Origin of the sequence: Tsukamurella pseudospumae, from assembly GCF_001575195.1 — a bacterium.
GTDB classification, from domain to species: domain Bacteria; phylum Actinomycetota; class Actinomycetes; order Mycobacteriales; family Mycobacteriaceae; genus Tsukamurella; species Tsukamurella pseudospumae.
Map to the genome: position 1 here is coordinate 50,767 of NZ_LSRF01000057.1, position 14,704 is coordinate 65,470.

Here is a 14,704-nt window from a genome sequence, read left to right on the forward strand (position 1 = left end):
GCGTTATGGTCTCTCTATAACACCGTTATAGGCAAGTCTCGGAGGTTCCCATGACCACCACGACCACCAACCCCTACCTCGCCGGCGAGTACGCGCCGGTCCGGTCCGAACTGACGGAGCACGACCTCGAGATCAGCGGCGCGCTGCCGGACTGGCTGGACGGCCGCTACCTCCGCAACGGCCCCAACCCGATCGCCGACGTCGATCCGGACACCTACAACTGGTTCACCGGCGACGGGATGGTGCACGGCATCCGCCTCGCCGGCGGCAAAGCCCTCTGGTACCGCAACCGCTGGGTCGATTCCGGCGCCGTCGCCGGCCGGCTCGGGCGCCGCGCACCGTCGGAGGAGGGGCGCAGTTTCCTGCACGGAACGGGCGCGAACACCAACGTGATCGGCTGGCAGGGCCGCACGTTGGCGCTCGTCGAGGCGGGGCTCGCCTGCGCGGATCTCTCCGAGGAACTCGACACCCTGGACGTCTGCGACTTCGACGGCACGATCCGCGGCGGCTACACCGCCCACCCCATCGAGGATCCGGAGACCGGTGAGCTGCACGCGATCTCGTACAACTTCGGTCGCGGAGACACGGTTCAGTATTCGGTGATCGGCACCGACGGGCGGGCGCGGCGCACCGTCGACATCACCGTCGGCGGCAGCCCGATGATGCACGCCCTCTCCCTCACCCGCAGCTCCGTGATCGTGTACGACCTGCCCGTCACCTTCGACACCCGGGCCGCGGTGTCCCGCGCCGTGCCCGGGCCGCTGCGCCCGCTCGCCGCGCTCGCCCTGGGCGCGATCATCGGCCGCGTCCCGATGCCCGGTCCGATGGCACACCGGCTGCCGCGCAACGGGTCCGGTCCGCTTCCCTATCGGTGGGACCCCGGCTACCGGCCGCGCGTGGGCATCATGCCGCGCGACGGTGGCGACGCCGATGTCGTCTGGATCGACGTCGACCCCTGCTACGTGTACCACCCGATGAACGCGCACGACGTGGACGGCAGGGTCGTCGTCGACCTCGTCGTGCACGACCGCACCTTCGACGACGACCGCCGCGGCCCCACCGAGGGCGGGCAGCACCTGGAGCGGTGGACACTCGATCCCGCTGCGCGCGTGTGTAAGCGGGAGATGCTCTGGGACGCGTCGGTGGAGTTCCCGCGGATCGACGAGCGCTACCTCACCGCCGCGCACACCGACGGCTGGGTGGTCGGCAGTGACACCACCGAGCTGTTCGGTGGCCTCCTCGGCCGCGTCCCGGCCACCGGCGGCGAGCCCACGGTCCGGCGGTTCGGCGCCGATGTCTCGCTGGGCGAGTTCGTGTTCGTTCCCTCCTCGACCACCGCCTCCCAGGCCGACGGTGCCCTCCTCGGCCTGGTCACCGACCGTCGGGAGGCTTCGACCAGGCTCGCGGTACTCGACGCGCAGACCCTCGAGGACATCGCCTCCATCGCCCTGCCCCAGCAGGTGCCCGCCGGGTTCCACGGCAACTGGTTGCCCACGACCTGATCCCCGCTCCGGGGCAGGGGCCGCGCGCAGCGAGGTGTTCGTGGATCGTTCAGACCGGTGTTTGTGGAGACTTCAGGCCGGTATTTATGGAGCGGTCAGGCCGGTGTTTGTGGAGACCTCAGGCCCGACGGGCTTCCTTCGACCGGTAGAGACCCGTGTCCGCGGCGGCGATCAGCTCCTCGACGGTGCTCGTCCCCACCGGTGCTACGGTCGTGCCGATACTGGCGCCGATCGTGATCGGCGGACCGTCGATCACCTCGATCGGCCGGCGCAGCGTCCGATGGACCAACTGCGCGGCGTCGCGCGGCTGGAACGGGGGAGCGACGAGGACGGCGAACTCGTCGCCGCCGACGCGGTAGAGCCGCCCGGTTCCGCCCAGAGCATCCTCCATCCGGCGGGCGACCGCGGCGAGCAGCGCGTCGCCGCCCGAGTGGCCGAGGAGGTCGTTGATCCGCTTGAAACCGTCGAGGTCGATGAGGCAGAACCCCGCGGGTGCGGGTAACGACTGCAGGTCCGCGGTGAGGGAGCGACGGTTCGGTAGGCCGGTGAGCGCATCGTGATGGGCGAGGTGATCGAGCGTCATCTGCCGGGCGTGCAGTTCGGTCACGTCGTGGCCGACCCCGACGATCATCGCCGGTCTGGCGTCGCGCACGGGAGTGCGGCTGGTCGCCCAGCGGACCACGCCCCGACGGTCCCCGATCAGCACCCCGTGCGCCTCGAGGAACACGGTCGCCTTCTCCTCGTCGACGAGGGCCAGCGTCCGCAATGCGCGCGTGACCTCGTCCGGATCGTCGGACAGGAGCGGAAGGATGTCGTCGCCCGCGCCTCCCATCCGCGCGCGGTTCGCCTCGATCAGATCGCGCATGATCGGACTCGCGGACAGCACCACGCCCTGTTCGTCGGCGACGAAGACCGCGAGTCGCGCGTGCTCGAACATCATCCGCAGGCGCGCCTCGGCCTGGCGCTCGCCCTCCTCGGCGGACCGTCGGGCCCGCTCGGCCGCACGGTGCACGACGGCCTGCCCGTCGATGATCCGCCGGGTGAGTGCTTCGGCGTAGCCGGCGGTGTACTCCGCGAGGATCAGGGCGCTGCGTCGCCGCGCCTCCGCCGACGGTTCCCGCGACAGCGCATCCGGGAGCGCGGCGATCGCTCGGCCGCCCGCCGCGGCGCCCTCGGGCACGGTGATCTGCAACGACACCAGGAGCCTCCCGGCATCGCGGCCCACGGCCGGGTCGAATTCGTCGGCGGTGAGAGCGGCGATCATGCGCTGGAAGGCCGTGAGCAGTTCCGCGCGGACCGTCGACACGGGCAGCGGAAGGTAGACGTCGTCGGCGATCGCCATCAGGAACTCGTCCACGAGCAGCGTCACGACGGACTCGCCGCGGGCGAGGAATCCCAGCGGCGACGACGAGTCCGGCATTGCCCCTCCTCGTCGACCGACAGCAGTTCCATACTACGTGCGATCGGCTAGATTCTTACATCGATGATGGAATCTCAACAAGGATCGAATGGCACGTCGGTACCGGAATTGCTCGACGTCGACAGGGCGAACGGCTCGCGCCTGTACGACTACTTCCTGGGCGGCACCAGCTACCTCCCCGTGGACCGGGAGGCCGGGGAGGAGATCGCCCGCGCCGCGCCGCACTGGGCGCTCGGAGCCCGTCTCGCCAGGACCTTCGCGCGACGCGCGGTGCAGACGATGGCCGCGGCCGGCGTCGACCAGTTCCTCGACCTGGGATCGGGCATCGGGGCGGGTGGCGGTTCCGTCCACGAGTTGGCCCGCCTCGCGAACCCGGATGCGCGCGCCGTGTACATCCATCAGGAGCCGATCGCCTACGAGCTCGGCCGCGAACTGATCGGCGACGATCCGTACGCCGCCGTGCTCAAACTCGACATCGGTGACCCGGACGCCGTTCTGAACCATCCGGTCACCCGGGGGCTCATCGATTTCGACCGCCCCGTCGGTGTCCTCGTGGTGGGGGGCTTCGTGTTCGTCCCCGACGAGGCCGGGCCGGCGGAACTGCTGCTGCGCTGTCGCGAGGCGTTGGCGCCGGGCAGCTGTCTCGCGCTCTCCCAGGTCTCCGACGACTCCGCACACGCCGAGATCTCCGCCGAGCTGGACTGGGTGCGGCGCAGGTACGCGTCGACGCAGTCCCCGCTGTACGTGCGTCCGCGCACGGAGATCGCTTCGTGGTTCGACGGGATGGAGCTGGTGGATCCGGGCCTGGTGCGCTACGGCAGGTGGCGACCGGAGTTCCCGCTGACGGAGGCGCAGCTGCACTGCGACTTCGGTTACGTGGGGCTCGCGCGGGTCGTCTGACGAGCCGTGCGGTGGAGCGGATCCGGGGCTAGCGTGGATCCATGGGCATTCGGCGTTCGGCGATCATCGACTTCCCCGTCGACGAGGTCTTCGCCTGGTTCTCGCGGCCGGGCGCGTTCAGCAGGCTGATGGCGCCCTGGGTGCCGATCCGACCGGTCTCCCAGGCGGATTCACTCGCGGATGGCACGACGGTGCTCGGCCTGCCGGGCGGCCTGCGGTGGCTGGCGCGGCACGACCCGCAGGCCTACGTTCCCGGTCGCCGCTTCGTCGACGAGGTGACGGCCGACGGCGTGCGTTCGCTCCCGGCCGGCGTCCTCCCGTGGCGGCACGTGCACGACGTCGAGCCGGTCGACGAGGGGCGCACGCGCGTCTCGGACGAGGTGTCCACTCCGGTGCCCGAGGCACTGCTCGCGAGCACCATCGACTTCCGGTACCGCAGGCTGGAGGGTGACCTGGCGGCGCACCGTCGGGCCTCAGAGGCCGGGCTGGCCCCCTCGACGGTGGCCGTGACGGGCACGTCCGGACTCGTCGGCACCGACCTCGCCGCGTTCCTGAGCACGGGCGGGCACCGCGTGATCTCGCTGGTCCGGCACGATCCGACGGGGCCCGACGAGCGCCGGTGGGACCCGTCGGCGCCCGACCCGGCGGTGGTGGAGGGCGTGGACGCCGTGATCCACCTGGCCGGCGCGAGCATCGCGGGCCGGTTCACGCAGGCGCACAAGGACACGATCGTCGGGAGCCGCGTCGAGCCCACGCGCCTGCTCGCCCGAGCCGCGGCCGAGGCGGGCGTGCCGGTGTTCGTGAGCGCGTCGGCCGTCGGGTACTACGGGCGCGACCGGGGCGACGAGGTACTGACCGAGGAATCGGCGACGCCGACGGAACCGGACTTCCTCTCCGAGGTCGTGCGGCAGTGGGAGGACGCGGCGCACGACGGCGCCGGGGGCGACCTGCGCGTGGTCACGGTGCGGACCGGCATCGTCCAGTCGCCGCGGGGCGGCACTCTGGGGATGCTGCTTCCGCTGTTCCGGGCGGGCCTCGGTGGGCGCCTCGGCGACGGCAGGCAGTGGCAGCCGTGGGTGGGCATCGACGACCTCGTCGACCTTTACCACCGCGCACTGTGGGACACGGGCCTGTCCGGCCCCGTCAACGCCGTCGCGCCGGGCGTGGTCCGCAATGCGCAGTACACCCGGGCCCTCGGGCGGGCCCTGCATCGGCCGACGGTGCTGCCCGTCCCGTCGTTCGGGCCCGCGCTGCTCCTCGGACGCGAGGGCGCCGACGATCTGGCCTTCGCGTCGCAGCGGGTGCGGCCGGCGGTGCTGGAGGAGCGGGGACACGTCTTCCGGCATCCCACGATCGAGGGCGCACTGCGGCACCTATTGGGCTGAGCCGCCGGTCAGACCTCCCAGGTGTGGACCGGCTTGCCCTCGTGCATGAGCTGGACGTAGTCGGTGAGCATGCCGCGCAGCGCCTGGTGCCGGGTCTCGCCGGCCTCCTCGCGTGCGGCGACGGCGGCGCGCTGCCAGCTCGAACCGGCCTGGCGGGTGATGCAGCGGCCCTGCAGGACCTCCATGTACCGCTCCCGCGAGCGCGAGCCCACGCCGTAGGACTTCAGGCCCGCGTCCATGAGCGGGAGGAGTCGGCGCAGGACCAGCTCGTCGGGCCGGATCCAACCGACGTTCGGCCAGTACAGGCCGGCGTCGAAGGCGTCGCGCGCGCCCGAGTGCAGGTTCTCCGTCGCGGCGTCGAAGCTCATCTGCGTCCAGATCGGACGGTCCGCCTCCACGAGTGCCCGGACCACGCCGTAGTAGAAGGCGGCGTTCGCCATCGTGTCCACCACCGTCGGGCCGGCGGGCAGCACGCGGTTCTCGACACGCAGGTGGGCGTGCCCGTCGACGACGTCGTACACCGGGCGGTTCCAGCGGTAGACGGTGCCGTTGTGCATCCGGAGCTCCGGCAGCTCGGGGGAGCGGCCCGCCGCGACCTCCTCCAGCGGGTCGACGTCGCTGCACACGGGTAGCAGGGCCGGGAAGTAGCGGGTGTTCTCTTCGAACAGGTCGAAGGTGGACGTGATCCACCGTTCGCCGAACCACACGCGCGGCCGCACTCCCTGGTTGCGCAGCTCGATCGGGCGGGTGTCGGTGGCCTGCTCGAACAGGGGGATGCGCGTCTCGTGCCACAGCGCCTTGCCGGCGAGGAAGGGCGAGTTCGCGGCGATCGCCACCTGCACGCCCGCGATGGCCTGCGCGGCGTTCCAGTGCGCCGCGAAGTCCTCCGGCGCCACTCGTAGGTGCAGCTGCAGCGACGTGCACGCCGCCTCCGGCAGGATCGTGTCGGAGGTGATGTCGAGCCGCTCGCCCACGACGGCGCCGGGGAGCGGCGCGCCCTCGATGTCGATCTCGATGTCCTCGCCGCGGGCCGCGAAGACCTGCTCGTTGAGCAGGTCGTAGCGCGGGTTCGCCGAGAACCACTGCTTGCCGAAATGCTCCTCCTCCAGCGTGGGGAGCATGCCGATCATCACCAGGTTCGAACCGGCGGCCCGGGCGCGCTCGTCGGCGCGGTTGAGCGAATCCCGCAGCGAATCCTCGAGATTGAGCGTGTTCTGGTCCACGAAGGGTCGCGGCGCCACGTTGATCTCGATGTTGAACTGACCCAGCTCGGTCTGGAAGTCGGGGTCGGCGATGGCCTCCAACGCGTCCGCGTTGGCCATCGCCGGCTCCATCTCGTCATCGACGAGGTTCAGCTCGACCTCCATGCCGAGCAGCGGTTCCGGCGGCGCACCGTCGTCCATGAACAGGCCCTCGGCGAGCATGCGGGCGATGGCGTCCGTCCCGCGCTGGACCTGGCGGCGGAACTGCATCCGGTCCTCGCGTGTGAACACCCTGGCATCGACATCGGCACCCATGGTTCGCAGCTTGGCAGAACCCGCGCGGCGCGCGGGCGGAATCGGGGCATCCCGGAACCGCACTTCGCGATCGCAACGCATTTCGCTACAGTGTCACCACCGACAGTGTCCTTCGACACTGCAAACACGCTAGGAGTTCACGTGCGCACTCTCCGGAACACGCTCGCCGTCGGCACGGCCGTCGTCGCCCTCGTCGCCCCGGCGGCCGTCGCCGTGGCGGATCCCGCCGGCGCGCCGACCACCCCCGTCGACCAGCTCCTGCTCGCCGACGGCGAGTTCCCGGCCGGCTACGAGGTCATGCCCTTCTCGGTCGCCGACCGGCTCGAGATGATCGCGCCGCTGAACCAGTTCCAGAGCAAGGTCACAGTGACGCCGGCGGAGTGCGCTCCCAAGGTGTCCGCACTGCAGCAGCACGCCAGCGACCTCCCGATGGTCAGCGCGTTCAGCGACCGCACGACGACCGGCCTCGTCGAGGTGCTCTCCGCCAAGCCTGCCGCGGTCAACGCCGCCGCGCTGCAGAACTGCAGCAACGTCAAGGTCGAGCTGCAGCCGTCCGAGCAGGTCCCGGCCAAGGCGCTCATCAACATCAAGATCTCGCAGGTCTCCGTGGCGGGCGTCCCCGCCGGCACCACCGTCATCGCGACGCAGGGCACCGGCACCGTGACCATCAACGGCAAGGACGGCAAGCCCGGCAAGGAGCGCGCCGTCAACGTCAACCAGATCGAGGGCGTCAACCAGGTCCGCGGCTACACCGTCGTCGTGACCGCCTCCGGCTCCCAGGGCGGCCGCCTCGACCGGGCCGGCTTCGCGCAGACCCTCACCAAGGCGGTCGACAAGGTGCGTACCGCGAAGTAGGCAACAGAAGTTCGACAGTGCGCATGGGGGATGAACTATTCTTGACGCCGAATCGTTCGTCGACCAGAGGATCTCTCATGCGCACGTTCCGTCGTTCCGCCGTCACGGCGCTCGCGGTCGCCGCCCTCGCGGTGCCCACCGGCATCGCGTCCGCTGACCCGGGCACGCCCGCCACTCCGGCCGCGCAGCTCCTGCTGACGCAGGGCGAGTTCCCCGCGGGCTACCGGGTCGAGAAGGTCTCCGCGAACGAGTTCGGCGATATCACCTCGAAGGTCGGCGACGCCCTCACCGCGGCCAAGGTCACGCCCGCGCAGTGCATGCCGGTGGTCTCCCGCAGCGCGATCCAGCGGGCCGCCGGCACGCCCATAGTGGTCGCCCTGAACGAGGCGAAGCAGACCGGCATCTCGGAGATGTTGACGCACAACCGGATCGACAACGCCACCGTCATCCCGAAGGGCTGCGAGACGGTGCACATGGAGTTCCCCGTGCGAGACGGGTCCGCAGTCATGGACGTCCGGAGCAGTGTCGTCAGCCTGCCCGGGGCGCCGTCGGGCGCGAAGACGGTGCTGGCACGCTCGACCGGCACCGTGACCGTCAAGGGCACGGTGCATCCGATCAAGCAGGAGCAGATCATCGGTGCTCAGCAGGTGCGCGGCTACGGCGTTCTGCTCGTCGGAACCGCCGTGGGCGGCGAGGCGCCGGCCACCGTCGACCGTGCCGGGTTCGCGCAGGCGCTGACTGCCGCCACGAACAAGGTGCGCACGGCCCGCTGACGCCGGCCGGGCTACTCGGCCGACCAGCGCGTGACGCCCCCTGCGACGGTGCGCCGCACCTGTGCCGTGAGCAGCGAGTCGGGGCCTTCCGTGAACGGGTCCGTGTCCAGCACGACGAAGTCGGCGGCGAGACCCGCGGCCAGTACGCCCGTCTCGTCCTCCCACCGACACGCGTACGCGGAGTCGCCGGTCGCATGGGCGAGGGCCTGCGCCAGCGGCAACGCGTAATGCGGCAGGTTCGGCGGCAGCGACGGATCGATCGCCGAGTGCCGCGTCGACGCGATGAACAGGTTCGGCAGCGGCGGGTGCGGCGCGGTGGGCGCGTCGGAGCCGAACGCGAGCCGGGCCCCGGCCGCGGTGATCTCGGGCCACGGGTAGCCGCGCTCGCAGCGATGATCGCCGAGGCTCGCGCGCCAGGTCTCCTGGATAGCCGGATCGGCGTGTACGGGCTGCATCGAGGCCACCACGCCGAGCGCGGCAAGGCGGGCGATGCTGTCTTCGCCGACCACTTCGAGGTGCTCGAGGCGGTGCCGTCGGTCGCGCGGGCCGTTCGCGGCGATCGCCCGCTCGACGGCCGTGAGCGCGATGTCCGAAGCGGCGTCGCCGATCGCGTGCATCGCGACCTGCAGGCCGGCCGCGTCGGCGGCGCGGACCACCGGCTCGAGTTCGGCGAGCGGCCAGATCGCGCCGGGCCGGGTGCCGTCGGCGAAGGGCGCGCGCATCGCGGCCGTGCAGCTGTCGATCACCCCGTCGACCATGATCTTGATCCCGGCGATGCGGATCGGCCCGCCCTGCAGCCGTTCCGCCTGCGCCACCGCCTCCCGGACCTGCGCCAGGTCCTGCTCGGTATCGCCGGTGGGCACGATCAGCCAGTGGGCGGCGATCCGCATCCCGAGCGTTCCCGCCGCGGCCGTCCGCTCGAGCGCCGCGAGGTCCTCGGCGCGCATCGCCATGTCGACGGCGCCGGTCACACCGGTGCGCAGGTAGGCGTCGATCGCGGTGCGCAGCGCGGCGTCGCGGTCGCCGTCGGTCACCCGGGCGGCGAGGAAGTCGCTCGCCAGGCCCAGGGCCGCCATCTCCAGGAGCAGGCCGGTCGCGGCCCCGGCATCGTCGCGCACGATGGTCCCGCCGACGGGGTCGGGCGTTTCCGCGTCGACGCCGAGCTCGGCCAGGGCGGCGGTGTTGACCCACATCGAATGCATGTCGTTGGAGTGCAGGTAGACGGGCCGGTCCGGGACCGCCGCGTCGAGCAGGTGCCGGTCCGGCGCGCGACCCGCGAGCGGGCCGAGGAGCCAGCGTCCGCCGATCAGCCGCTCGGCGTCGCCGCGCTCGGCGGCGAACGTGCGCAGCCGGTCCTGCAGATCGGCGGCGTCGCGGACGTCGAGCAGGTCGAGGCTGCTCAGCGCCGTCCCCATCTCGACGAGGTGGGTGTGGGCGTCGACGAAGCCCGGGAGCACGAGCGCGCCGTCGAGGTCGAGGACCTCAGCGTCCGGAGCGAATGCGGCGGCACCGTCGTCCGAGCCGACGTAGGCCAGACGCGGACCGTCGACGACGAGGGACTGCGCGTGCGGGTTCTCGGGGTCGACGGTGACGACCCGCCCGTTCCGGTAGTGGATCAACGGTCGGTCTCCTTCGGGGCGGCGCCGCGGCCGGGGAGGCCGTAGACGAGGTGGGTGAGCAGTAGATACAGGCCGGCGGCGACGATCACGCCGACGGGCAGCGAGAGATCGATGCCGCCGAGGGCGGTCGCGATCGGGCCCCGGAACTCGACGGTGTGCGAGGCCAGCAGCGCCAGGCCCGCAGCGGCCAGGACGGACACCGCACCGGCGACGTTCACCCCGCCCGTGTACCAGAACGCGGACCGGTGGGACTCGTCGCTGAGGGCGACCCCGTCGTAGCGGTTGCGGCGGATCAGGATGTCGGTCACGTACACGGCCATGATCGGGCCGACGAGCACCACCAGCATCGACAGCGCGCTGCTGACCGCACCCAGGAAGTCGGACACGAACAGCGCGTACAGGGTGAGCACGGCGCCGAGGAGGCCGCTCGCGGCGACCGCGCGCGCTCGCGTCAGGCGCACGCCCACCGACTGTAGAGCCAGGCCGGCGCTGTACGAGGTGAGAGCGTTGTTGCACACCGTGCTGACGATCACCGCCACGAGGAAGATCGGCACGAACCACGACGGGATCAGCGAGATGAGGCCCGCCTGAGGATCGGACATGTCCACCGCGGTCGCGGCCAGGGCGCCGACGGAGACCAGCACGGCGCCGGGGATCGCGCTCCCGAGGGCCGTCGCCGCCGCGACGGAGACGGGGCTGGTGGACGCGGGCAGGTACCGGGCGAAGTCGGAGCTGATCGTGTACGACAGCGGGGACGCCGCGACCAGCGTGAGCCCGCCGAAGACGGCGATCCAGAGGTCGAAGCCGTGCAGCGGCGTCGACTGGCTGAAGCCGAGGTCGGCGCGGGCGAACACGAAGCCGCACATGACCAGGAAGACGACGCCGAGGGTCAGCGACAGCAGCGGGTAGAGGCGGCTGATCATGCCCTGCCCGAAGATCGCGACGGTCACCGTCGCCGTGGCGATCGCGGCGATCACGATCAGCTTGACCGGGGTGTTCACCGGAAGGTCGAAGTGCTGCAGCAGCGTGTAGCCGACCGCTGCGGCCGCGGCCCAGTTGATCGCGATGTAGCAGACCGAGACGAACCAGCCGTTGACCGCGATCGCGACGCGGTTGCCGCGCACCCCGTACATCGCGCGGGTGGTCACCTGGCTCGGTGTGCCGGACGCCGGGCCCGGGACCGCGACGATGCCGGTGACCACTGCGAACAGGTTGCCCGCAACCGCGACGGCAACGGCCTGCCACAGCTCGAGGCCCATGAGGACCAGCGCCGCTCCCACCACGAAGCCGAGGTAGTTGATGTTGGGGGCGCACCACAGTAGGAACAGGTCGCGGGCGCGGCCGTGTCGCTCGGCGTCGGGGATGACGTCGATGCCGTGGGCCTCGACCCGGGGGCGGGCCGCGCCGGGGGCGGCGGACACGTCGTCGGGGACGGGGACGGGGACGGGGACCGGGTGCGGGGTCGGCTGGGTCGGCGTCATCGGGCCTCCACGGGGGATCGGTAGCGCCGCAGGCGGCGACGGGGTGTGGCCTGGATCACGCTAAGTTTCCAAAACGATTTGGACAAGAGTGTGGCGGATTTTTCTCGAGGGGCTACCGTGAACCGCATGAGCACCCGGCCTCGGATCGCCGACGTCGCGCGCCGCGCCGGCGTCTCGGTGACGACGGTCTCGCACACCTTCAGCGGTAACGGCGTGGTCGCCGCCGAGACGCGCGAGCGGGTGCGGGCCGCGGCGCACGAGCTCGGCTACCGGCCCGACGTGCTCGCCCAGGGGCTGCGGCGCAACCGGCTCAGCGTGCTCGCCCTCGTCGCGCGTCCGCTGGACCGGATCGCGCCGGATCAATTGACCGGCGTGGACTACTTCCTCCGGCTCGCCGGGGCGGCGGCGATGGCCGCGCTCGACGCGGGGTACTGCCTCATGCTCGTCGGCGACCCCGCGCGCGACGACGCGCCGTCCGCCGCCCTCGCGGCCGAGGGGATACTGCTCACCGAGCCGACCCTCGACGACCCGCTGATCGACCTGTGCGAGCGGATCGGGACGCCCTGCGTCACCGTCGGACTGCCCCCACGCGACGACGGGACCTGGGACGACGACGCCCCCGGACACGTCGGGATCGAGACCGAGCGGCTCACCGTCGATGTGCTCGAGCACCTCGTCGCCGCGGGCGCCCGCGAGATCGCCTTCCTGGCCGCGGACGAGCGGGACGAGTGGTCACTGAGGTCCGTCGAGGTCTACCGCCGGTGGTGTGCCGCCCGCGGGATGCCCGCTCGCGTGGTGCGGCACGTCGACTCCATCGGCGTCGAGGCCGGACGGGACGCCGTGGACCGATGGTTTCCGCCCGGTTCCGTCCCGGGGGTCGACGGTGCCCCCGACGCCCTGTTCTGCCTCGCCGCCGCGCCTGCGGTCGGGGCGGTCGCACGGCTGCGGGAACTCGGCCACGAGGTGCCCGGCGCCGTTCGGATCGCGGTCGGCTCCGACGCCGAGGAGGCCCGCGCGGCCGACCTCACCGCCGTCGACCTGCAGCCCGAGGAACTGGCGCGCCGAGCGGTGACGACGCTGATCGCCACGTTGCGCGGGACCGATCCGCCCGCCCTGCCGCCCGGCGTCGGCCGGCTCGTGCCCCGCGGATCGACGGCGTACTGACCTCCTCCGCTACAGGCGCAGGACGGGGAGGTACCGGGCGATCTCGCCCGCACGGGAGCCGCTGGCCATCAGGTCGGCGGCTTCCGTCGCCTCGTCGACGGTGACCAGGCCCGTCGCCAGCCGCAGCCACACGCGCGGCGCGCACTCCACGACGTTCGGGGGCGTGCCGCGGGTGTGCCGCGGACCGTCGACGCACTGGACCGCGACGAAGGGCGGCACCCGCACCTCCACCGACCCGCCGGGGGCGTCCTGCGCCAGCGTGCGGGCGGTCGACCTGACCGCCGCGGCGACGGTGCGTCGGGGCGGTTCGGGTGCCTCGTCGTCGGTCAGCCAGTCCCGTACGGCCAGCACCGCGGCGCGCATCTCCGCGGGGTCGATCGTCTTCGCCATCACACCGTCCTTCCGGAAGAAACCTACTCACCGATTCGTTCCAACTACCGAATCGGTCCTACAATCGAATGAGGCCCGCCCCCAGCCAGCCCCAGGAGTAGCCGTGCAGCAGCTTCCGCTCACCGTCGTCGATTCCACCACCGGTCCCCTCGATGACGGGCAGGAGCGCGAGCCCCGGGAGGAGTGCGGCGTCTTCGGCGTCTGGGCCACCGGTGAGGACGTGGCGAAGCTCTCGTACTACGGCCTGTACGCCCTGCAGCACCGCGGCCAGGAGGCCGCGGGCATCGCAGTCGGTGACGGCCAGCAGGTGCTCGTGTTCAAGGACCTGGGTCTCGTGAGCCAGGTGTTCGACGAGCAGACGCTGAGCTCGATGCCCGGACACGTCGCGATCGGCCACTGCCGCTACTCGACCACCGGCTCCACCACCTGGGAGAACAGCCAGCCGATCTTCCGTACCACCAGCGCCGGCAACGGCGTGGCGCTCGGCCACAACGGCAACCTGGTCAACACCGCCGAACTGGCGACGCGTGCCGCCGAACTGGGCGTGGCCGGCGGTCGGAACGCCGCCACCTCCGACTCGGACATCCTGACGGCACTGCTGGCCCACGCCGCGGCCGACCGCACGCTGGAGCAGGCCGCGATGGAGCTGCTGCCCACGGTGCAGGGCGCCTTCTGCCTGACCTTCATGGACGAGCACACGCTGTACGCGGCGCGCGACCCGCACGGCGTCCGCCCGCTGTCCCTCGGCCGTCTGGACCGCGGCTGGGTCGTGGCCTCCGAGACCGCCGCGTTCGACATCGTCGGCGCGTCGTTCGTGCGCGACATCGAGCCGGGCGAACTGCTCGCCATCGACGAGGACGGCGTGCGGTCCACCCGCTTCGCCCAGCCGACGCCGAAGACCTGCATCTTCGAGTACGTCTACCTGGCCCGGCCCGACTCCGTGATCCAGGGCCGGTCCGTGCACTCGACCCGTGTCGACATCGGCCGCCGACTGGCCCGGGAGCATCCCGCCAACGGCGACCTGGTGATCCCCGTGCCGGAGTCCGGCACCCCGGCGGCCGTCGGCTACGCGCAGGAGTCCGGCATCCCCTACGGCCAGGGATTGATGAAGAACGCCTACGTGGGCCGCACCTTCATCCAGCCCAGCCAGACCATCCGCCAGCTGGGCATCCGGCTCAAGCTCAATCCGCTCAAGGAAGTGATCCGCGGCAAGCGGCTCGTCGTCGTCGACGACTCGATCGTGCGCGGCAACACCCAGCGTGCGCTGATCCGCATGCTCCGCGAGGCGGGTGCGGCCGAGATCCACGTGCGCATCGCGTCCTCGCCGGTGAAGTGGCCGTGCTTCTACGGCATCGACTTCGCCTCCCCGGCGGAGCTCATCGCCAACGGCGGCGGCGCAGACTCCTTCGAGGCGATGGTCGAGTCCGTGCGGGCCGCGATCGGCGCCGACTCGCTGGGCTACATCTCCTTGGACGAGATGACCGCCGCGACGGAGCACGAGGGCGAGTCGATGTGCCGCGCCTGCTTCGACGGGGTCTACCCGATCCCGCTGCCCGAGTCCACGTCGATGGGCAAGGCCGTGCTGGAGAACATGCTCAAGGCGGGCGCCGCGGAGGGCGACCCGCTGCAGGCCGACAACGACAACGCATCGGCTCTCCGGCGTCCCTGACGGGGCTGCCGCGCAGTCCGGCGGGGGCC

Annotated in this window: 12 protein-coding genes; 7 read left to right on the forward strand and 5 right to left on the reverse strand. The window is 71.6% G+C overall.

Going from position 1 to position 14,704, the window contains the following annotated elements; all coding sequences use genetic code 11:
* The first annotated feature begins 50 nt into the window (after positions 1–50).
* Positions 51–1,502, forward strand: coding sequence for a carotenoid oxygenase family protein (locus tag AXK60_RS17220; RefSeq protein ID WP_068573005.1), 1,452 nt, complete (start codon positions 51–53; stop codon positions 1,500–1,502).
* Between the two features lie 118 nt (positions 1,503–1,620).
* On the opposite strand, the gene AXK60_RS17225 is transcribed toward AXK60_RS17220, so the two are convergent.
* Positions 1,621–2,922 (reverse strand): sensor domain-containing diguanylate cyclase, encoded by a 1,302-nt coding sequence (locus tag AXK60_RS17225; protein ID WP_068573007.1) that lies wholly within the window; start codon positions 2,920–2,922, stop codon positions 1,621–1,623.
* A 63-nt stretch (positions 2,923–2,985) separates the two neighbouring features.
* Between AXK60_RS17225 and AXK60_RS17230 the strand changes: the two genes are divergently transcribed.
* Together AXK60_RS17230 and AXK60_RS17235 are read left to right on the forward strand one after the other, a co-directional pair.
* Positions 2,986–3,822, forward strand: a complete 837-nt coding sequence (locus tag AXK60_RS17230; RefSeq protein WP_217491791.1) for an SAM-dependent methyltransferase — start codon at positions 2,986–2,988, stop codon at positions 3,820–3,822.
* Between the two features lie 41 nt (positions 3,823–3,863).
* On the forward strand, positions 3,864–5,207 hold the full coding sequence (locus AXK60_RS17235) for a TIGR01777 family oxidoreductase (RefSeq protein ID WP_068573011.1): 1,344 nt from the start codon (positions 3,864–3,866) through the stop codon (positions 5,205–5,207).
* An 8-nt stretch (positions 5,208–5,215) separates the two neighbouring features.
* Here the strand turns inward: AXK60_RS17235 and AXK60_RS17240 are convergent, their stop codons facing one another.
* A complete protein-coding gene (locus AXK60_RS17240; protein WP_068573013.1) occupies positions 5,216–6,724 on the reverse strand; it encodes a glutamate-cysteine ligase family protein in 1,509 nt (502 codons plus the stop codon).
* A 141-nt stretch (positions 6,725–6,865) separates the two neighbouring features.
* Between AXK60_RS17240 and AXK60_RS17245 the strand changes: the two genes are divergently transcribed.
* Positions 6,866–7,579 (forward strand): hypothetical protein, encoded by a 714-nt coding sequence (locus tag AXK60_RS17245; protein WP_068573015.1) that lies wholly within the window; start codon positions 6,866–6,868, stop codon positions 7,577–7,579.
* Between the two features lie 77 nt (positions 7,580–7,656).
* Entirely contained in the window at positions 7,657–8,352 is a 696-nt protein-coding gene (locus tag AXK60_RS17250; protein WP_068573017.1) for a hypothetical protein, read from the forward strand.
* Positions 8,353–8,363: 11 nt separating this feature from the next.
* Here AXK60_RS17250 and AXK60_RS17255 read toward each other — a convergent pair whose 3' ends face one another.
* Positions 8,364–9,971 carry an amidohydrolase gene (locus AXK60_RS17255; RefSeq protein WP_068573020.1) on the reverse strand — a complete coding sequence of 536 codons (1,608 nt, stop codon included), beginning with the start codon at positions 9,969–9,971 and terminating at the stop codon, positions 8,364–8,366.
* A complete protein-coding gene (locus tag AXK60_RS17260; RefSeq protein WP_068573022.1) occupies positions 9,968–11,452 on the reverse strand; it encodes a purine-cytosine permease family protein in 1,485 nt (494 codons plus the stop codon). Before AXK60_RS17260 ends, AXK60_RS17255 begins: the two co-directional genes overlap by 4 nt.
* 126 nt (positions 11,453–11,578) lie before the next feature.
* On the opposite strand from AXK60_RS17260, the gene AXK60_RS17265 reads away from it, so the two are divergent.
* Positions 11,579–12,616: a LacI family DNA-binding transcriptional regulator gene (locus AXK60_RS17265; protein WP_068573024.1), complete on the forward strand. Its 1,038-nt coding sequence runs from the start codon at positions 11,579–11,581 to the stop codon at positions 12,614–12,616.
* Between the two features lie 9 nt (positions 12,617–12,625).
* Here the strand turns inward: AXK60_RS17265 and AXK60_RS17270 are convergent, their stop codons facing one another.
* Complete coding sequence (locus AXK60_RS17270) at positions 12,626–13,006, reverse strand: sterol carrier family protein (RefSeq protein WP_068573026.1); 381 nt, start codon at positions 13,004–13,006, stop codon at positions 12,626–12,628.
* A gap of 103 nt (positions 13,007–13,109) precedes the next feature.
* On the opposite strand from AXK60_RS17270, the gene purF reads away from it, so the two are divergent.
* Positions 13,110–14,675: an amidophosphoribosyltransferase gene (gene purF / locus AXK60_RS17275; RefSeq protein WP_068573028.1), complete on the forward strand. Its 1,566-nt coding sequence runs from the start codon at positions 13,110–13,112 to the stop codon at positions 14,673–14,675.
* Positions 14,676–14,704: the final 29 nt, after the last annotated feature.

What these genes read in the sequence shown, in the direction of transcription:
- AXK60_RS17220 (WP_068573005.1), top strand. Translation starts at nt 51, where the DNA reads ATGACCACCACGACCACCAACCCCTACCTCGCCGGCGAGTACGCGCCG.
- AXK60_RS17265 (WP_068573024.1), top strand. Translation starts at nt 11,579, where the DNA reads ATGAGCACCCGGCCTCGGATCGCCGACGTCGCGCGCCGCGCCGGCGTC.
- AXK60_RS17270 (WP_068573026.1), bottom strand. Translation starts at nt 13,006, where the DNA reads ATGGCGAAGACGATCGACCCCGCGGAGATGCGCGCCGCGGTGCTGGCC.
- AXK60_RS17225 (WP_068573007.1), bottom strand. Translation starts at nt 2,922, where the DNA reads ATGCCGGACTCGTCGTCGCCGCTGGGATTCCTCGCCCGCGGCGAGTCC.
- AXK60_RS17260 (WP_068573022.1), bottom strand. Translation starts at nt 11,452, where the DNA reads ATGACGCCGACCCAGCCGACCCCGCACCCGGTCCCCGTCCCCGTCCCC.
- AXK60_RS17250 (WP_068573017.1), top strand. Translation starts at nt 7,657, where the DNA reads ATGCGCACGTTCCGTCGTTCCGCCGTCACGGCGCTCGCGGTCGCCGCC.
- AXK60_RS17240 (WP_068573013.1), bottom strand. Translation starts at nt 6,724, where the DNA reads ATGGGTGCCGATGTCGATGCCAGGGTGTTCACACGCGAGGACCGGATG.
- AXK60_RS17235 (WP_068573011.1), top strand. Translation starts at nt 3,864, where the DNA reads ATGGGCATTCGGCGTTCGGCGATCATCGACTTCCCCGTCGACGAGGTC.
- AXK60_RS17230 (WP_217491791.1), top strand. Translation starts at nt 2,986, where the DNA reads ATGATGGAATCTCAACAAGGATCGAATGGCACGTCGGTACCGGAATTG.